At 67.4% G+C, this 19,040-nt stretch carries 12 protein-coding genes; 10 read left to right on the top strand and 2 right to left on the bottom strand.

Annotated elements, in window-relative coordinates:
• Positions 1-32 precede the first annotated feature (32 nt).
• Positions 33-2,576: an HWE histidine kinase domain-containing protein gene (locus tag OXS27_RS21395; protein WP_267358585.1), complete on the top strand. Its 2,544-nt coding sequence runs from the start codon at positions 33-35 to the stop codon at positions 2,574-2,576.
• Between the two features lie 250 nt (positions 2,577-2,826).
• Complete coding sequence (locus OXS27_RS21390) at positions 2,827-3,804, top strand: sensor histidine kinase (RefSeq protein ID WP_267358584.1); 978 nt, start codon at positions 2,827-2,829, stop codon at positions 3,802-3,804.
• Positions 3,805-4,014: 210 nt separating this feature from the next.
• Here OXS27_RS21390 and OXS27_RS21385 read toward each other — a convergent pair whose 3' ends face one another.
• Entirely contained in the window at positions 4,015-4,956 is a 942-nt protein-coding gene (locus OXS27_RS21385; RefSeq protein WP_267358583.1) for a LysR substrate-binding domain-containing protein, read from the bottom strand.
• Between the two features lie 121 nt (positions 4,957-5,077).
• Between OXS27_RS21385 and OXS27_RS21380 the strand changes: the two genes are divergently transcribed.
• The 4 genes from OXS27_RS21380 (at position 5,078) to actP (ending at position 8,550) form a co-directional block, all read left to right on the top strand.
• Complete coding sequence (locus OXS27_RS21380; protein WP_267358582.1) at positions 5,078-6,061, top strand: nitronate monooxygenase; 984 nt, start codon at positions 5,078-5,080, stop codon at positions 6,059-6,061.
• Positions 6,062-6,098: 37 nt separating this feature from the next.
• Positions 6,099-6,488: a tautomerase family protein gene (locus OXS27_RS21375; protein ID WP_267358581.1), complete on the top strand. Its 390-nt coding sequence runs from the start codon at positions 6,099-6,101 to the stop codon at positions 6,486-6,488.
• Between the two features lie 161 nt (positions 6,489-6,649).
• A complete protein-coding gene (locus tag OXS27_RS21370; RefSeq protein WP_346732998.1) occupies positions 6,650-6,919 on the top strand; it encodes a DUF485 domain-containing protein in 270 nt (89 codons plus the stop codon).
• On the top strand, positions 6,916-8,550 hold the full coding sequence (actP, locus tag OXS27_RS21365) for a cation/acetate symporter ActP (RefSeq protein ID WP_267358580.1): 1,635 nt from the start codon (positions 6,916-6,918) through the stop codon (positions 8,548-8,550). The genes OXS27_RS21370 and actP overlap by 4 nt, the downstream gene beginning before the upstream one ends.
• Before the next feature lie 67 nt (positions 8,551-8,617).
• Here the strand turns inward: actP and OXS27_RS21360 are convergent, their stop codons facing one another.
• The gene (locus OXS27_RS21360; RefSeq protein ID WP_267358626.1) at positions 8,618-9,718 is read right to left on the bottom strand and encodes an NADH:flavin oxidoreductase; all 1,101 of its coding nucleotides are present in this window, start codon (positions 9,716-9,718) and stop codon (positions 8,618-8,620) included.
• Between the two features lie 100 nt (positions 9,719-9,818).
• On the opposite strand from OXS27_RS21360, the gene OXS27_RS21355 reads away from it, so the two are divergent.
• From OXS27_RS21355 to OXS27_RS21340, 4 genes are all read left to right on the top strand, one after another.
• Positions 9,819-10,715 carry a LysR family transcriptional regulator gene (locus OXS27_RS21355; RefSeq protein ID WP_267358579.1) on the top strand — a complete coding sequence of 299 codons (897 nt, stop codon included), beginning with the start codon at positions 9,819-9,821 and terminating at the stop codon, positions 10,713-10,715.
• A 275-nt stretch (positions 10,716-10,990) separates the two neighbouring features.
• Positions 10,991-14,200, top strand: a complete 3,210-nt coding sequence (locus OXS27_RS21350; RefSeq protein ID WP_267358578.1) for a PAS domain S-box protein — start codon at positions 10,991-10,993, stop codon at positions 14,198-14,200.
• A gap of 138 nt (positions 14,201-14,338) precedes the next feature.
• Positions 14,339-16,081, top strand: coding sequence for an HWE histidine kinase domain-containing protein (locus OXS27_RS21345; RefSeq protein WP_267358577.1), 1,743 nt, complete (start codon positions 14,339-14,341; stop codon positions 16,079-16,081).
• 170 nt (positions 16,082-16,251) lie between these two features.
• Complete coding sequence (locus OXS27_RS21340; protein ID WP_267358576.1) at positions 16,252-18,990, top strand: PAS domain-containing protein; 2,739 nt, start codon at positions 16,252-16,254, stop codon at positions 18,988-18,990.
• Positions 18,991-19,040 lie beyond the last annotated feature (50 nt).

Raw genomic sequence — 19,040 nt, 5'->3', positions numbered from 1 at the left:
GGACGGACGCCTGCGAACCATAGCGCGGGGCCATGCAACCATTGAACGCGTCGCAGCCGACGCCCGAGGTCGACCTCTCGTCCTGCGACCGCGAGCCCATCCATATCCTGGGCGCGGTACAGTCGTTCGGCTTCTTGATCGGCATCTCCGCGGACTGGATCGTCACCCGCGTCTCCGACAACGTCGCGGCCTGGCTGGACCGCTCCGTCGACGCGCTGCTGGGCCTTCCCCTCGATGTCGTCCTCGACCGCGAGGCCATCCACGCGATCCGGGGCCACCTGCAGACCCTTCGTGGCCCGGATGCGGTCGACCGGGTCTTCGGGCTCAGGCTCGTGCCGGGCGGCGTGCCGTTCGACGTGGCGCTCCACATCTCCGGTGACACCATCGTCATCGAGGCCGAGCCGAGCGCCACTGAGCATCTCAGCGCCGGCAACCTCGTTCGCGGCATGGTCGGACGTCTCCAGCAGACGGTCGGCTTCGATCCGCTCTGCCGCGAGGCTGCACGCCAGATGCGGGCGCTGACCGGCTTCGACCGGGTGATGGTCTACCGCTTCGCCGAGGACTTTTCCGGCGAGGTCGTGGCCGAGTCTGTCCGGTCCGGACTCGACCCCTATCTCGGCCTGCACTACCCGGCCTCCGACATTCCCAAACAAGCCCGCGCCCTCTACGAGCGCAACTGGCTGCGCATCATCGCCGACGTCGACGATGCTGGCGCCGCCGTGGTGCCGTCGCGCGATCCGAACGGGCAGCCCCTCGACCTGTCGCTGTCGACCCTTCGGACGGTCTCGCCGATCCACCTCGAATACCTCCGCAACATGGGGGTGGCGGCCTCCCTGTCCGTGTCCATCATGCGCAACGGGCGGCTCTGGGGCCTGTTCGCCTGCCACCACACCGAGCCGCGCCACATCTCGCTCGAACGTCGCACCGGCGCCGAGCTGTTCGGGCAGATGTTCTCGTGGCTGCTGGAAGCCCGCGAGCGCGAGGCCGACGCCGAGCGCGAGGTCCGCTCGCGCGACCTGCACAACCGCCTCCTCGGGGCGCTGGCGTCCGGCGGCACCAACCTGGAGCACCTGTCCGACTTCCTCGACGACCTCTCGGCGATCCTGCCTTGCGACGGCATCGGCCTGTGGGTGAACGGAGAGATCACCCTGCAGGGCTCGACCCCGACCGCGGAGGAGTTCGCCGGTCTGGTGCGCTTCCTCAATCGCACGGCCGCCAGCAAGGCCTACGCGACCGACGAGATCGGGCGCGTCCACGAGCCGGGCCGCGACTTCACCGAGCGGGCGGCGGGCATGCTAGCCATCCCGGTCTCGCGTACGCCCCGGGACTTCCTCGTCTACTTCCGTCGCGAGGTCTCCCACACCGTGACCTGGGCCGGTAACCCGGTGAAGCCTGCAACCCCGGGGCCGAACGGCATCCGCCTGACGCCGCGCAAGAGCTTCGAGGCGTGGCGCGAGACCGTGCACGGGCGCTCCCTGCCGTGGTCGGATGTCGAGATGCGGACGGCGGAGGCGCTGCGCATCACCCTGCTGGAAGTGATCCTGCGCCTGACGGACTCCGCCGAGAAGGAACGCAAGGGTGCCCAGGAACGGCAGGAGCTCCTCATCGCGGAGCTCAACCACCGGGTCCGGAACATCCTCAACCTGATCCGCGGCGTGGTCACCCAGTCCCGTACGGAAGACGGCACGGACAGCGTGTTCGCGACAACGGTCGGAAACCGCATCCAGGCGCTGGCGCGGGCACACGACCAGATCACGTCGTCCAACTGGGGGCCCGGCTCCTTGCGCGACCTCATCATGCTGGAGGCCGGCGCCTACCTCGGGCCCAAGGCGGACCGGGTCGTCCTCGACGGCGTCGACGTCCTGCTGGAGCCGCAGGCGTTCTCGACCGTCGCGCTCGTCGTGCACGAGATGATGACGAACTCGGCCAAGTACGGCGCTCTCTGCGACAGCCTGGGTCGGGTCGACGTCCGTTGGGAACGCGACGCCCTCGAACAGCTCGTGATCCGCTGGCGCGAGACCGGGGGTCCGGCGGTCCGGGCGCTCACCCGGCGCGGGTTCGGCACCACCATCATAGAGCGGTCCATCCCGTACGAGCTCAAGGGCGAGGCGGAGGTGCACTACGAACTGACGGGCGTCGTTGCGCGCTTCACGCTTCCGGCAGCCCTGGTGAAGGCCGCTAAGCGTGTTGCACCGAAGGTTGTCGGTGCCGCGGCACCCGAGCGCGCGCGTAGGCTCGCGGGCTCGACCCTCGTCGTTGAGGACAACATGATCATCGCCCTTGAGGCAGAGGAGATGCTCGCGTCGCTCGGCGCCGACAAGGTCGACATGGCCTCCTCGACGCGCGATGCGCTCCGCCTGATCGACGCGGCGCCGCCGGCCCGAGCCCTGCTCGACGTCAATCTGGGCTCCGAGACCAGCATCGCCGTCGCACGAAAGCTGTTCGAACTCGGGATCCCGTACGCCTTCGCCACGGGCTACGGCGACGGCTTCCGCATCCCGGAGGACCTCGCCGAGGTGGCGGTGGTCAAGAAGCCGTACGGTGCGGAAGACCTGCTGCGTGCCTTTCCCGAGTGAGGCGTACCCGTCTCGCCCATCGAGGGATGGATGCGGCGCCGACGGCTCGGGTGTTCGCCGGCCGGTTCGCTTGGCCAACTTGACGGCTCGGATTGGGCGCCCAAGGTCACCTTGGCTCGGTTCCAGGTGCCTACGTTGGATGCTCGCGAAGCTGATTTCGCCTCAAGTGAACCAGAGGGCCTTCCACCGCGTCGATCCATCCTCGACCGTGTGACCGTCTCACATCAGGCAGAAACGACCCGGGAACGGCATGAAGGAAGGTTCGGAACTGACGGGTGAGGAGTGGACGCTCGCGAGCTTCACCGCCGCGATTCACCGGGGAGGCGTCGGGCTGTGGGCCTGGTTGCCGGAACGTCGTCTCGCTCAGCTCGACGGTCTCTGTCGGGAGTTCTGGGGAACGACGGAATCGGTCGTCACCATCGACGCCCTTTTCGAGAAGGTCGCCGCCGAGGATCGCCGCGGCATGAAGCTCGACTGGATGGCGAGCGCGAGCGATCCGAATGCTTACAGCTTCGACTTCCGCATCGGTGACAGCCCCGACGCCCGGTGGATCTCGGCGCGCGGCGTCGGGGGCGACGCCGGTAAGGTCGGGGAGTGGGTCCAGGCCATCTTCCTCGACATCACCGACCGCAAGCGGGCCGAGGAGGCCGAGCGGCTGCTGACCGCGGAGTTGGCCCATCGCGTCTCGAACATGTTCACCGTCGCCCGGGCGCTCACCGCCATCGTGGCCCGCGAGGCCAAGTCGACGCCGGGCTTCGCCGAAGACCTGTCGCGGCGGTTCGGGGTGTTGCACGAGGCGACGACCCTCGCGACCCGGTCGCACCGGCTCGACCAGGGCAACATCTGGCTTCGGGACCTCGCGGAACGCATCCTGTCGCCATACCGGAACGGCGCGAACATCAACGTGGACATCGAGGACGCGGCGGTCGCGAGCCCGGACAAGGTCAACGACTACGCGATGATCTTCCACGAACTCGCCACCAACTCGGCGAAGTACGGGGCGTTGTCCGGCGGAGGCACACTCAGGCTGGTGGGACGTGTGGCGGACCGCGCCTTGACGCTCGACTGGACCGAAGGGGCGGTACCGTCCGGGACTACCAAGGCCGAGGGGACCGGCTTCGGCTCCAGGCTCCTAAGGCAGACCATCGAACGCAGCCTGGCAGGCCGGTTCGACCGCACCATCGACGACGGCGGGCTACACTTTCGGATGGTCGTCCCAACAGCCTGACCGGCAGCGTCGAATGCCGGTCAGGTGGGATCGACGTAACGCGGGACATTACCGCGTCGAGCGTTAGAGCCCTGACGGTCTGTACCGTCTCCTCACGACCCGAAGCAGTACTTAAGCCCGAACCTCGCGAACATCCGCAATAACCCCAAAGCGAACCATTAGATGCGCCCTTGATATAGTGGTGACCTACTGAAATAAAGGCAACGAGAGTTACTTGGTATGAAGGCTCTGTAAATCCTCAGTGTCAGCCGATGCCTCGTTCCGAGGTAATAGCTCAAATGCCGCGTAGGCGTGGTCCAAGAACCGCTCGAATGCTGCCGTCAGCAAACTGTCCTTTCGATAGACAAGCAGCGTCTGAACGGTGCCAGCACCATCCGGAAGAGCATGGAGCGAGATACGCCCGGACCGCTGCATTGGTGCGGCGACGACGCGCGGGAGCAGCGACACGCCCATCCCCGCCTCGACGCAGCCGATGATCCCGTCCAGCGTGCCGAAATCCATCCGGCGGACATGCACTAAGCCGTGGGCAGCCAGAAGCCCTTCGAGACGCAGCCGGTAAGAGCACCCAGTCTTGAACACCAGCACCCGCGCCTCGCGCTTGCTTGCCAGCAGGGCCAGTATCTCATCGTAGCTCTGGATCTTCGCTCCAGCCACAAGCACCAGCTCCTCTTCCAGCACTGGTATCGTCGCTAGATCGTCTTGGCTGATCGGTCCTGCGACGAAGGCTGCCTCAATCTTCCGGTCGAGGACGGACGCGATCAGCGCCTCGGTTGGTCCCAGTTCCAGTTCGATGTCCACCTCAGGATAATGAGCGGCATAGTCCGTCAGGAGGCGCGGCAGGCGCAAAGCCGCGGTGGTTTCCATCGAACCGAGGCGCAGAAGACCCTGTGGCGTCTCGTCGGACAGCACCGCCTGCTCGGCATCGGCCAGCAGGCGACCAACCTGCATCGCATAGGGCAGAAGTCGCTCGCCGGCTCGGGTCAGGGTCACACCTCGGGTGCCACGGTAAAACAGCTTGGTGTGCAGCGCCTGTTCGAGGGTGCGGATGCGTCCGGTCACGTTGGACTGCACGGTGTTGAGAGCTGCGGCGGCTCGGCCAATCCCACCAGCTTCAGCAACTGCCGCGAAAAACATCAGGTCGGTGCTATTCATGGCATCGCCATCCGAGATGGGGGTCATCTGAACTAATCATTATACCTGATTAGCAGGGTTCGCTACAGGACCATTCCAGCTTGAGGTAGGCGCTGAAGGGTGCCGGGCCCTGGGGGCGATCATGGCACTGCGGACCCGACTGACAGATATCTTTGGGATCAAGCATCCCATCGTACTTGCGCCTATGGATCCCGCCTCGGGAGGCGCACTGGCTGCAGCGGTCAGCGCCGCGGGCGGCCTGGGCATGATTGGGCACGGCTACGGTGACCCGGAAATCCTGGAGCGAGAAATTCTCTTGGCCGGCAATCAACGCGTCGGCTGCGGGTTCATTACTTGGTCGATGGCGAAGAACCCAGCGCTGCTGGACACAGCCCTTTCACACAAGCCTGCGGCGATGATGCTGTCGTTCGCTGATCCAGCTCCATTCGCTGAAAAAATTCGAGCTGCCGGCATCCCCCTGATTTGTCAGGTTCACAACCTCGAACATGCGCGCCGGGCTATCGACGCCGGCGCCGACGTTCTCGTGGCACAGGGCACCGATGCCGGCGGTCACGGCCTGACCACCCGCGGCACCATCTCGCTTGTGCCCAGTGTGGTGGATCTGGTGGCGCGCGAACGACCCAAGGTGCTGGTGCTAGCTGCTGGCGGCATAGCCGATGGGCGCGGGATCGCCGCCGCATTGATGCTAGGCGCTGACGGCGCCCTGCTCGGCACCCGGTTCTGGGCAACCCAGGAAGCCTTAATCCATCCCAGTGCCAAAGCGCGCGTGCTCTCCGCCACAGGCGATGAGACGGTGCGCACCTCCGTCTACGACATCGCGCGCCATCGCGATTGGCCGGTCGAGTACACCGGCAGGCTGATGCGCAACACCTTCATCGAGACTTGGCACGGCCGCGAGGATGAGTTGCGCGCGCTCAAGGGTGAGCAGCGCAAAGCGGTCGAAGAGGCCGACCGGAACGGCGACTACGACACTGCAAACGTAACCGTGGGTGAGGCCATCGGTCTGATCCAGGATCTGCCACCGGCCGGCGAGCTGGTCGCGCGCCTCGCAGCGGATACGGAGGCGCGGTTGATCGGCGTCACGCGGACCGTCGTCACCGCCTGACAACCCCCTGACGACCCGAGAGTATTCGAGAGGTCCCATGCCCCTTCTTCGCTTTGATCTCGTTGAAGGCCGTAGCGCCGAGGAGCTGCAAACGCTCCTCGATGCTGCTCACGACGCCATGCTAGAGGCCTTTAAGGTGCCGCCCGGCGACCGTTACCAGATCGTGCACGAGCACCCGGCCGCGCACATGATCGTGGAAGACACTGGGCTCGGTATTTCCCGGACCGACAAACGAGTAGTGCTGCAGGTGACCACCCGGCCCCGTAGCCGTGAGATGAAGCAAGCCTTCTACCGGCTGCTCTGCGAGTACCTGCAGGAACGGTGTGGGGTCGAGCCCACCGATGTGGTCGTCTCAATGGTCAGCAACACCGACGACGACTGGTCATTTGGCCATGGTCGGGCCCAGTTCCTGACCGGCGAACTCTGAACGTTTCTCAAAGTAATAACGTGTACCACGTGGGACTTTTCCTGCGTGGTCGCTTGCGTTTGAAGATGATAATCAATAAAAAATAGTTAATAGTGAGTTTTAGTTTGGCACGATAAGTGCTCAAGGCGTCAAGATCATTAGAATGATCGGAGGCGCAAGCAATGAATACCATGTTAATATCTGTTAATTCACAGGCCAGGAGTACCCTGGCCCTTGGTGTTACGTTCACCGTGATCCTGGTCGGCGCATACTTCGGGTTCGTCGTCATGTGTGCGTTTGCCCCGGGCCTGCTCGCGCAGCCGGTGCTCACCGGTGGCACGGTGACGTGGGCTTTCGCCTACGGCCTGTTCGTCATCGTGCTCGGCGTCGTGCTGACGGGTCTGTACGTGTTCACGGCCAACCGGGCCGACATGCAACGAGCGGGGGTATGAGCGTGATGGCCCTTCACCGCATCACCGCGCTGGGAATGCTCATCGGCGCCAGCACCCTACTCGCCATGCCGGTTCAAGCAGCAACGGGCAACACCTCCGGCATCAATTTGACCGCGATTGGGCTGTTCCTGGCCTTCGTTGCGCTTACGCTGTGGATCACTTGGCAGGCCGCTAAGCGCACCAAGACGGCCGATGACTTCTACGCCGCCGGTGGCAATGTGACTGGCTTCCAAAACGGCCTTGCCATTGCCGGCGACGCGATGTCGGCAGGGGCTTTCCTAGGGCTCACGGCCCTGGTGTTCACCTCGGGCTTCGACGGCCTGACCTACGCCATCGGCTATACCACCGGCATGCCCATCGTGGTGTTCCTGCTGGCCGAACGCCTACGCAAGCTCGGCCGATACACATTCACCGACGTGGTGTGCACGCGGCTGGCCGAGCGGCCGATCCGGGTGTTTGCGGCGTGCGCCTCGCTCGTCGTGGTGGCCTTCTACCTGATCGCTCAGATGGTAGGCGCAGGCCAGCTCATCCAACTGCTGTTCGGCCTAGATTACCTCTACGCCGAGTTCGTCGTCGGCGTGCTGATGGTCTGCTACGTCATGTTCGGCGGCATGGTCGCCACCACCTGGGTGCAAATCATCAAGGCGGGCCTGCTGCTGGCCGGTGCCACGCTGATCGTGGTGCTGGTGCTAGCCACCTACGGGTTTGATTACGGGGCCCTGTTGGCACGCGCGACCACCATTCATCCCAAGGGTGCAGCAATACTCGCCCCGCAGGCCGCTTCTAAGGACCCGCTCTCGGCCCTGTCGTTGGGTCTCGCGTTGATGTTCGGGACGGCGGGGCTGCCGCACATCCTGATGCGCTTCTTCACAGTGCCGGATGTCCGCGCGGCGCGCGTGTCGGTGTTCTGGGCGGCGACGTTCATGAACATCTTCTACGCCTTAGTGTTCGTACTTGGGTTCGGAGCCCTGACCCTGACCGCTGGTAATCCGGCCTACGTCGATGGTTCGGGCGCACTGCGCGGCGGTGGCAACATGGCGGCCATCCACCTCAGCCACGCGGTGGGCGGCAACGCCATGATGGGCTTCATCTCGGCGGTGGCCTTCGCGACCATTCTCGCGGTGGTCTCCGGCCTGACGCTGGCCGGCGCATCGGCGGTCAGTCACGATCTCTACGCAGGCGTGATCCGGCGCGGAAAGCTCGACGAGAAGAGCGAGGTGCGGATCTCGCGCATCGCGACCCTGGTGCTCGGCTTGGTGGCAATTGGACTGGGCATCGCCTTCCGGACCCAGAACGTCGCCTACATGGTCAGCCTGGCCTTCGCGGTCGCCTGTTCCTCGACGTTCCCGGTCCTAATCCTGGCGCTGTACTGGCGTGGGCTGACGACGCTGGGCGCGGTCACCGGTGGCACTGTCGGCCTATTAAGTGCACTCGGTTTGACCGTCCTCGGGCCGGCAGTGTGGGTGAAGGTGTTGGGTCACGCGGCTCCGGTGTTCCCAATGGATCCGCCGACCCTGGTGACCTTACCCTTAGCGTTCGCGACGTGCTGGGCGGTCTCGCAACTGGACCGCAGCGCGCAAGGTCAGCACGACCGCGCTCAGTTCGCGGCTCAGCAGCAGCTTGCAGCCTGAGCGACCGAACGCCATTGCATCGGGTGACCGGCCTCCCCTGCGAGGAACGCCGGTCACAAGCTTCGCCTCAGGCAGCCAGCTCGGTGGGCTTGATGTTGGCGATGGGCCCGAGGATGGCGGGGTCGAACGCGGCCACCTCCTGCTCGGCCCGGACGCGGTTTGGGAAGTCCGGGTTCGCTAGCGCGGCCTTGCCCAGCGCCACGACGTCTGCCCCTGCAGCCATGACCTCCTGCGCCCGCGCCGCATCATAAACGCCACCGTTGGCGATCAGCGGGACATGCGGTGCGTAGCGGCGTGCGAGGACGACGAGGCTGTCGCGACCACCCTCGAAGGCAGGCTCCCACACTTTGTGCTCGGTGACGTGAATGTAGCTGGCCCCGGCCTCAACGAGCGTGCCGAAGATGGCCTCGGCGTCCTGCTCGCGGCCCGCCCATTTGTGGGTGAAGTCGTTGACCTTGCCCTGCGAGATGCGCACGCCGATCGGGACGCCGGCCCCGACCCGAGCCTGCACCGCCTCGAACACGGCACGCACGAGCGCTGTGCGGCGGCGGGTGTCACCACCCCACCGGTCGCCGCGCTGGTTGGCATAATCGGTCAGGAACTGGTCGATGAGGTAGCCGTTCGCGCCGTGGATCTCGACGCCGTCGAACCCGGCCACGACTGCCCGTGCCGCCGACGCGGCGAAGCCCTCGATGGCGTCGGCTATCTGGTCCTCGGTCATGGCTGCCGGCATCGGGTAGGCGCCCTTGCCGTAGTAGAACTCCATCTGCTGCCCCTTCGGCTGCACGCCCGAAGGTCCGACGGTGGTCTCGCGAAAGCGGTTGCCCTGACTGATCGCACCCGCATGCATGAGCTGCGCGAAGAAGCGTGTGCCATGCCGGTGCACGGCATCCACCACCGGTCGCCAAGCCTGGGCCTGAGCCTCGTCAACGATGCCGGGCTGGTGGATGTAGCCCTGGGCGAACGCCTGGTCCGTGTAGATGCCTTCGGTGATCAGGAGCCCGAAGCCCCCGCGGGCGAATCGCTCGTAGTATCGCGCCATCGTCTCCGTGGCGGAGCCATCCTCAGACGCGCTCACGCGCGTCATTGGGGCGACCGCCAATCGGTTAAGAAGCGTTACGCTGGTTATATCGGTGACCGTGAAAAGGCCGTTTGCGTCCGTGCTCATGTTCGGCTCTCGCTGATCGTTTGACAGCATGGTAGCCGCGGGGTCGTCCGTACAGTAGCCGAGATGGACGATAAGCATTTTATCGTTCAACGGTAAGCTGATGAACCTCTCGGATGTGGCCATCTTCTGCGCCATCGTCACGGCCGGCAGCCTCTCGGCCGCCGGACGGCAGGCGGGACTGTCCCCGATGGCGGTCAGTCGGGGCCTGGCAGCGCTGGAACATGAACTCGGGGTGCGCCTCATCCATCGCACAACGCGCTCCGTCGCCCTGACGGCGGACGGCGAGACTTTCCTGCCGCTCGCGCAGATGATGCTGGAGGCGCGAGAGGCCGCCGCGGCCGCCTTCTCCGAACAACACGAGGGCTTGAGCGGGGTCCTGCGCGTGACCGCGCCCCACCGCATCGGGCGGGCTCTCGTCGTGCCCCTAGTCGTCCGGCTGATGGCCGAAAATCCGCGCCTCCATGTGGACCTGACTTTCTCAGACGGGATCGTGGACATCGTGGCCGCCGGTATCGACGTGGCGATCAGGGTGGCGACCTTGCCAGCCCCCGAGCTGGTCGCCGTGCAAGTGGCCGACAACCCACGAATCCTGTGCGCCGCGCCGGCCTACCTGGCGGCGCACGGATGCCCCAAGCGCCTCGCTGACCTCGACGCACACGCCTGTCTAACGCTGCATGCGATGGACGCCTGGACGTTCCGCCAGGACGGGCGCCCGGTCTCCAGGCGCATCAAGGGCAGACTGGCTGCCAGCAGCGTCGATACAGTACATGCTGCATGCATCGCCGGGGCGGGGCTCGCGTTGCTGACCTACTGGGACGTAGCGCAGGACCTAGCCGACTGCACCCTTAGGACCGTCGCCCTTGACGATGCCGAGCCGGAACATTTGGCCATCTGGGCCGTGCTCCCGACACGGCAGCACATGCCGGCGCGGGTACGTCGATTCATCGACGGGCTCAAGTTTGCCCTGACGGTGTCTCTCCCCGTCGAGGCACGATAGGCCATGACGATCAAGCATCGTGACCCTGCCGACCTTGATCTTGATACGCATTTCCGCTGTGGGCCGCAGTTCAGACGTTCATCTCGCGACGAGCGAACTACCGCTTCCCACCCTCCCCGGACGTTCGGCGATGGGTGCCAAACGTCCGATTCTTACGCCTAGGTCCCCGGTCGGACCCGTGCTGACTCCCAGCCCTAAAGTGTCCGAGCACGCGCGCGTCCGCCCTCACCGAACCGTGGTTCAGGGTCCGTCCGAATCCTGGTAGACGGCGTCGCGTGACAGACGCGACAGCTTACCCGACGCCGGCCGAGGCCGAAGCGGACACGGTCCGAAGGGACACCCACCGCATCCTTTCCGAGATCGCCGGAGGGACGGACATCACCGATCCGTTCGCAGCCGCGGTGCGTGCGACGCGCATGCCGATGATCGTCACGGACCCGCGCCAGCCCGACAACCCGATCATCTTCGTCAACAACGCCTTCGGTCGGCTTACCGGCTACGCACGCGAGGAGATCGTCGGGCGCAACTGCCGCTTCCTCCAGGGGCCCGAGACCGACCGGGACGATGTCGCGCGCGTGCGCGAGGCCATCGCGGCCCGGCGTGGCATCGAGGTCGCGCTCCTGAACTACCGCAAGGACGGCACGACGTTCTGGAATCAGCTGCTGCTGGCGCCGGTCAGGGACGCCGCCGGCGAGGTCGCGTACTTCTTCGCCAGCCAGTACGACGTCACCGCCGACGTGCTGCAACTCGCGGCGCTCCGCGGCGAGAACGCCGCCCTGTCGGCCGCCCGCGCCACGGACGCCGAGCGCCTGCAGTTCAGCGAGATGGCCCTACGTCTCGCCACCGAGGCTGGCGAGGTCGGCACCTTCGACCTCGACCTCGTCGCCGGTACCCTGAACCTGTCCGAGCGCACCCGCAGCCTGTTCGGCCTGACCCCGGACGAGCCTTGCGACCTCGGAACGTTTCGCGAGGGCTTGCATCCCGAGGACCGGGATGCGGCGTCGTCGGCCTTCTCCGACGCCCTGGATCCGGCGCGGCGGTCCTTCCTCGATGCGGAGTTCCGCGTCGTCTCGAAAGTCGACGCGACCGTGCGGTGGGTGGCAGCCAAGGGGCGCGGCCTGTTCGACGGGCAGGGCCGGGCGTTCCGGGCGCTCGGCACCATGGTCGACGTCACCGGCCGACGCGAGACCGAGGAGCGCTACACGGCGCTGTTCGAGGCGGTCGACGACGCCTTCTGCATCATCGAGTTCATCGACGGCCCGCACGGTCCGGCGAGCGACTACCTCCACGTCGTCGCCAACCAGGGCTACGAGCGCCAGACCGGCATCGCCGACATCGTCGGCAAGAGCTTGCGGGACATCGCGCCGGCCGAGGCGGAAGGCTGGCTCGACCTTTACGGGGGTGTCCTGCGCACCGGCGACCCGATCCGGTTCGAGCGTGCCTTCCCGGAGGTGGGGCGTCACATCGAGGTCTCGGCCGCGCGGATCGAGCCGGCGAGCCGGCGCCAGGTCTCCGTGCTGTTCCGCGACATCACCGCCAGGAAGCGCGCGGAGGCGGACCTCCAGGCCAGTGAGGCGCAGTTCCGGGCCTTCGCCGAGGCCGTGCCGAACCAGGTCTGGGGCGCCCGGCCGGACGGGACGCTATACTGGTTCAACGAGCAGGCCTACGCCTATACCGGCGCCGCGCCGGGCGCGCTCAACGCGATTGCGACCTGGTGCGACCTGATCCATCCCGACGACCTCAGGGCGGCGAAGGACGGGTGGAAGCGTTCGGTCGCGACGGGGGAGCCCTACGAGGTCGAGTTCCGCATCCGCGGCGCGGGCGGCGGCCATCGCTGGTTCCTGGCCCGGGCGCAGCCGGTCCGCGACGCCGACAGCACCCTCACCCAGTGGGTCGGCACGCACACCGACATCGACGAGCGCCGCCGCCAGGCCGAGGAACTCGAACGGCAGGTCGCCGCCCGCACCGCGGAGCGCGACATGATCTGGAAGGCCTCGTCCGACCTGCTCTGCGTCGCGAACTTCGAGGGCTACTTCGTCAGCCTCAACCCGGCCTGGACAGCCACCCTGGGCTGGACCGAGGCCGAGATGAAGGCCCGCCCATTCCTCGACCTCGTACACCCTGAGGACCGCGCCGGCACCGAGGCGGCCGCAGCTGGTCTCTCCCAGGGCGAGCCTCAGCTGTCCTTCGAGAACCGCTACCGCCATCGCGACGGAAGCTGGCGCTGGCTGTCCTGGAACGCGGTGCCGAACGGCGGGCTGATCTACGCCACCGTGCGCGACGTCAGCGCCACCAAGGCTCAGGCGGAAGCGCTGGCGCGTACCGAGGAAGCCCTGCGGCAATCTCAGAAAATGGAGGCGGTGGGGCAGCTCACGGGCGGGCTCGCGCATGATTTCAACAACATGCTCGCGGGCATCGTCGGCTCCCTGGAGCTGATGCAGACCCGCATGCTCCAGGGCCGGATGGGCGACCTCGAACGCTACATCGGCGCCGCCCAGGGTGCGGCACGCCGCGCGGCCGCCCTGACGCACCGCCTGCTCGCCTTCTCCCGGCGGCAGACCCTCGCGCCGAAGCCGACGGACGTGAACCGGCTGATCGAGGGCATGGAGGAGCTCGTGCGCCGCACCGTCGGGCCGAGCGTGTCCGTCGAGGTTGTCGGCGCCGGCGGCCTGTGGCCGACCCTGGTCGATCCGAGCCAGCTTGAGAACGCCCTGCTCAACCTGTGCATCAACGCCCGCGACGCGATGCCTGACGGTGGTCGCATAGTGGTCGAGACCAGCAATCGCTGGCTCGACCGGACCGCCGCCCGGGAGCGCGACCTGGAGCCCGGGCAGTACGTGGCGCTCTGCGTTTCCGACAACGGCACCGGCATGGCGCCGGAGGTGGTCGCGAAGGCGTTCGACCCGTTCTTCACGACCAAGCCGATGGGGGAAGGCACCGGCCTCGGCCTGAGCATGATCTACGGCTTCGCCAAGCAGTCCGGCGGGCAGGTCCGGATCTACTCCGAGCCCGGCAAGGGCACGATGGTCTGCATCTACCTGCCCCGCCACCTCGGCGAGGCGGAGGGGGCAGTGGAGGTGCCCGACCTGTCGGACGCCGCCCGCGCCAAGGTCGGCGAGACCGTGCTCGTGGTCGACGACGAGCCGACGGTGCGGATGCTCGTCACCGAGGTGCTGGAGGACCTGGGCTACGCGGCCATCGAGGCTGCGGACGGCGCCTCCGGTCTCAAGGTGCTGCAATCGGACGTGCGCATCGACCTGTTGATCACGGATGTGGGCCTGCCCGGCGGCATGAACGGGCGGCAGATGGCGGATGCCGCGAAGGTCTCGCGGCCTGACCTACGAGTGCTGTTCATCACCGGCTACGCCGAGAACGCCGCGCTCAACCACGGCCACCTCGCGCCCGGCATGGAGGTGCTGGTGAAGCCCTTCGCCTTGGAGGCGCTCGCATCGCGCATCCGTGGCCTGATCGAGGAGACGACCTGAACCCTGCCGGCGGTCGCCGCGACCTCGTATCCACGACTTAACGGACGGCTGCCATGGTCGTCGGCGCGGGACGGACCTATCTCGTCGATCGGGGCCCGCGACGCGCGACGGGGGGATAGGCTCAGGGCGACGCCACCGATGTCACTGACGAAGCGGATCGTGGGCCTGGTCGTGCTGGCCCTGATCCCCGCCCTGGTCGTTCAAGGCTACAACGAATACGCCCTCCGGACCGCCCGTGCCGAGGCCGTCCGCAACGAGGCGATGCGCGCGGCGCGGAGCGTCGCGGCCGACCTCGGGCAGTTCGGCCGCGGGGCGCGGCAGGTGCTCGCCATCCTGGCCGGCCTGTCCGAGATCCGCGGCAAGGATCCGCGGGCCTGCACGGCCTACCTCGCGACGGTGGTCGGCCAGGTGCCTGGGTCTTTCTTCTTCGGTGTCGCCGACGCGGAGGGGCGGATCCGCTGCACCACCATCGGCTCGGCGCCAGGGTCCTACTCGGTCGCCGACCGGTCCTACTTCCAGGATGCGATGCGCACCCGCGGGTTCGCCATCGGGCAAGTCGTGTCCGGGCGGGTCACCGGCCGGCCCACCATCCAGTTCGCGCAAGCCATCGCCGACGACGACGGCGACGGACGGCCCGACGGCATCGTCATCACCAGCATCGACCTGTCCTACCTCGCGGCCCGACAGGCCACCGCCGGGCTGCCGCCCGATGCCACGCTCACCGTCGCGGACAGGCAAGGCGCGATCCTGGTACGCCTGCCGGACCACGAGGCGTGGGCGGGCAAGGCGCTTCCTCCGACCTTCTGGAAAGCCTTGACCGAGCACCGCGGCGGCGTCGCCGACCTGCCCGGATTGCGCGGCGACGTGCGCATCACGGCCGTGGCCGGGCCCTCGCCGGATGCGCTCGATTCGATGACGGTGGCGGTAGGCCTGTCGCCGGCCACCGCCTTCGCGGATATCGATGCCGCGACCCGCCGCGGGATCGTGCTGATTGGCCTCGGCGCCCTCCTGGCCGTCGCGGCCGCCCTGCTGGCCGGGCGCGCCTTCATCCGCCGGCCGGTACGACGGCTGCTCGCAGCGGCCGGCGCCTGGCGGGCCGGAGAGTTGGGCGCCCGGACCGGCATCTCCGGGCACGACGAGTTCGGCCGGCTCGGGGAGGCGTTCGACGCCATGGCCGCGTCGCTGCAACGGCACGAGGGCGAGATGCGCGAGGAGGTCGCGCGCAGCCGCGTCCTGCAGGAGCGGCAGACGATGATGCTGCACGAGCTGAACCACCGCGTCCGCAACACCTTGACCACCGTGCAGTCGCTCGCCCGGCAGACCCGCCGCGACGACGACCAGGGCGAACGGCTGGAGGGGCGCATCCTCTCGCTGTCCAAGACCCACGACCTGCTGTCGCGCAACGATTGGGGCGGCGCCTCCCTGCGGACGGTGTTGGAGAACGAGCTCGCCCCCTTCCGGGACGACCAGGCCCATCGCTTCGACCTGGAGGGCACCGACCTCGACCTGCCGCCGCGCTACGTCCTGGCGCTCGGCATGACCGTGCACGAGTTGACCACCAATGCGGCCAAGTACGGTGCGCTCTCGACCGACGCCGGCCACGTCGCCGTCGCTTGGACCGTCGTCGTCGCCGAGAGCGGCGCGAGGCGTCTCGTGCTGGATTGGCAGGAGAGCGGAGGCCCGCCGGTTCGGGAGCCGGGCAAGCGCGGGTTCGGCACGCGCCTGATCACGGGGGGGATCAGCCGGGAGCTCGGCGGGCTGGTCCGGCTGGACTTCGCCGCCGACGGGGTGCGCTGCAGCCTCGACGTCCCCCTCGACGGGCCGGACCGGTTCACCTCGTTCGGCGACCTCGCCGATGCGCGGCCGGCCGGGCGGGCCTGAGTGTCCGAACGGCCTTCCACCAGGTCCCGAAGTCCCTGCGCGGGCAGAAGGATCGGGACCGATGGGACCTGGCGTCGGCATGCCATTGAAGGTGAAGACGATTGGGAGCAAACCTCGGTGGAGCCGGTCTTGAATCCGAAAAGGCGACGAAGGGAACGATGAGCGGGGGAATGCCGGGTCGGAACGCGCAGGTCGATGAACTCAGGCGGGTCGCGATGGCCCGCCACGCGATCCTCGACACGGCCGCCGAAGCCGAGTTCGACGACATCGTGAAGGTGGCCTCCGACGTCTGCGGCATGCCGGTGTCGCTCATCTCGCTCCTCGACGGCGACCGGCAATGGTTCAAGGCCGAGACCGGCTTCGGGCGGACGGAGACGCCGCTGTCCCAGTCGATCTGCGCCTATACTGTGCAGCAGGACGAGGTCTTCGAGATCGAGGACCTGACGCGGGACGCGCGCACCGCGTCCAATCCGCTGGTGACCGGCGGCCCACGTGTCCGCTTCTACGCCGGGGCCCCGCTGCGAACCCCCGATGGCGTAGCCCTCGGCGCGTTGTGCGTGCTCGACACTAAGCCGAACAAGCTCACGCCCTCCCAGGCGTTCGTGCTGCGCACGCTGGCGCACCAGGTCGTGACGACGCTGGAGCTCCGCCGCTCCCTGCGGGCCCGCAGGGAGGTCGACCGCCGCAACACCGCGATCCTGGAGAGCGCGGTCGATTACGCCATCGTCTCGATGGACCTGCAGGGGATGGTGACGAGCTGGTCCCCTGGCGCCGAACGCATCCTCGGCTGGGACGAGGCCGAGATGTGCGGCGAGCCTGCGCATATCTTCTTCACCGAGGAGGACGTCGCGGCCGGCATCCCCGAGCAGGAGATGGCCTCGGCCCTCCTGCACGGCCGCGGCACCGACGAGCGTTGGCACCTGCGCAAGGACGGCAGCCTGTTCTGGGCCAACGGCGAGATGATGCCACTCCGGGACGAGGCCGGCGTCCACGAGGGCTTCCTCAAGATCCTGCGCGACCGGACGGAACAGCGGAACGCCGCCGCCAAGGAGCAGGCCGACGCCGCGTTCATGCGGGGCGTGCTCGCCTCCTCGGCCGATTGCATCAAGGTGCTCGATCTCGACGCGAGGCTGACCTTCATGAACGAGGGCGGCATGGAGGTTATGGAAGTCGGCGACTTCAACCAGATCCAGGGGTGTCCGTGGCCCGATTTCTGGATCGGGGGCGGCCATGCCGATGCCAAGGAAGCGGTGTGGTCGGCGCTGGCGGGCGGCACGGGACACTTCCAGGGTCAGGCTGACACGTTCAAGGGCACGCCCAGGTGGTGGGACGTGCAGGTCACGCCGATCCGGGGCGCGGACGGCAACCCCGAGCGGCTGCTGGTGGTCTCGCGGGACATCACCCGGCAACGGACGTCCGAGCGGCAGGTCGCCGAGAGCGAGAAGCGTTGGCGCGGCCTCTTCGAGGGCATGCAGGAGGGCTTCTTCCTGGGTGAGCTGATACGGGACGCCGACGGGCGCGCCATCGACTACCGGTACGTCGAGATCAATCCGGCGTTCGCTCGGCAGTCCGGCCTGCCGGCCGACAGCATCGGCCGTACGATCCGGGATTACGTGCCGGACATCGAGCAGTGGCCAATCGACACCTACGCGCACGTCGTCGACACCGGCGAACCGACGTTGTTCGAGATCGACGTCCCGGGCCTGCACCGGTGGTTCGAGGTCCGTGCCAACAAGGAGACCGGCCAGCGCTTCAGTTGCCTCTTCCTCGACGTCACCGAACGGAAGCGGGCCGAGGTGCGGCGCGCGGCGATGGTCGAGCTGGGCGACCGGCTGCGCAACTCGAACGACCCAGCCGAGATCCTGCGCGTTGCGTCGGACATCCTCGGTCGCACGCTGGACCTGTCCCATGGCGGATACGGGTCGGTGGACCACGACCGGGAGACCATCCTCATCGACCAGGGATGGTCGGCGCCGGGACTGACCGACATCGGTGGCCTGCACGGCTTCAGGGACTACGGCACCTATATCGAGGCCCTGAAGACCGGCCATGCCGTTGTCATCGACGACGTCGGCGACGACCCTCGGACCGCGTCGGACGCCGGCACACTCGCCGCCATCCACGTGCGTTCGCTGCTCAACCTGCCGGTGATGGAGCATGGACGCTTCGTGGCCCTGCTCTACGCCTTGAAGGACGCCCCGCACGCCTGGACGCCCGACGAGATCAGCTTCGCCAACACCATCGCGGACCGGACCCGCGCGGCGCTCGCCCGGATCGAGGCGGAGGAACGGCAGAGGACGCTCAACCTCGAACTCAGCCATCGCATGAAGAACATGCTGGCGATGGTCCAGTCCATCGCCACACAGACGATGCGCACCGCGACCGACCTCGATGTGGCCAAGGAGGTCCTGGCCGGTCGGCTGATCGCGCTCAGTAAATCACACGACCTGCTGCTGGGCGGGGCGGTCGGCTCCGCGCCCATCGAGACCCTGATCCGGAGTTCGCTTCAAACCCACGAGGATGATCCTGGGCGGTTCGTCCTGGAGGGGCCGAGCTTCACGGTCGGCTCGAAGGCCGCGATGTCCCTGTCGTTGATGCTGCACGAGCTCGCGACCAACGCGGCCAAGTACGGGGCCCTGTCGACGGCCGGGGGCAAGGTCTCGGTCGCCTGGTCCCTGCGCGAGGATGGCGGCGAGCCGCACTGCGCCTTGCGGTGGTCGGAGCAAGGCGGCCCGATCGTCGTGCCGCCGACGCGGACCGGCTTCGGATCGAGGCTGATCGGGCGTGGCCTCGCCGGGAACTTCGGGGGCGAGGTGGATCTCTCCTACCCGTCCACGGGTGTCGTGTGCACCATCGACGCTCCGCTCAGGGGCCTGCAGGCCGAGGATACCCCGGCGACCAGCCACTAGTTTCCTGGAACACGCACCGAAGCCGTCTGCGTCGAAGCCTGCAGAGTTCG

Source organism: Methylobacterium sp. GC_Met_3 (assembly GCF_026540775.1).
GTDB lineage: Bacteria > Pseudomonadota > Alphaproteobacteria > Rhizobiales > Beijerinckiaceae > Methylobacterium.
This window is presented reverse-complemented; position numbering and strand designations above follow the sequence as displayed.

What these genes read in the sequence shown, in the direction of transcription:
- OXS27_RS21375 (WP_267358581.1), top strand. Translation starts at nt 6,099, where the DNA reads ATGCCCCTTCTTCGCTTTGATCTCGTTGAAGGCCGTAGCGCCGAGGAG.
- OXS27_RS21390 (WP_267358584.1), top strand. Translation starts at nt 2,827, where the DNA reads ATGAAGGAAGGTTCGGAACTGACGGGTGAGGAGTGGACGCTCGCGAGC.
- actP (WP_267358580.1), top strand. Translation starts at nt 6,916, where the DNA reads ATGAGCGTGATGGCCCTTCACCGCATCACCGCGCTGGGAATGCTCATC.
- OXS27_RS21340 (WP_267358576.1), top strand. Translation starts at nt 16,252, where the DNA reads ATGCCGGGTCGGAACGCGCAGGTCGATGAACTCAGGCGGGTCGCGATG.
- OXS27_RS21395 (WP_267358585.1), top strand. Translation starts at nt 33, where the DNA reads ATGCAACCATTGAACGCGTCGCAGCCGACGCCCGAGGTCGACCTCTCG.
- OXS27_RS21345 (WP_267358577.1), top strand. Translation starts at nt 14,339, where the DNA reads ATGTCACTGACGAAGCGGATCGTGGGCCTGGTCGTGCTGGCCCTGATC.
- OXS27_RS21355 (WP_267358579.1), top strand. Translation starts at nt 9,819, where the DNA reads ATGAACCTCTCGGATGTGGCCATCTTCTGCGCCATCGTCACGGCCGGC.
- OXS27_RS21360 (WP_267358626.1), bottom strand. Translation starts at nt 9,718, where the DNA reads ATGAGCACGGACGCAAACGGCCTTTTCACGGTCACCGATATAACCAGC.
- OXS27_RS21385 (WP_267358583.1), bottom strand. Translation starts at nt 4,956, where the DNA reads ATGAATAGCACCGACCTGATGTTTTTCGCGGCAGTTGCTGAAGCTGGT.
- OXS27_RS21370 (WP_346732998.1), top strand. Translation starts at nt 6,650, where the DNA reads ATGAATACCATGTTAATATCTGTTAATTCACAGGCCAGGAGTACCCTG.
- OXS27_RS21380 (WP_267358582.1), top strand. Translation starts at nt 5,078, where the DNA reads ATGGCACTGCGGACCCGACTGACAGATATCTTTGGGATCAAGCATCCC.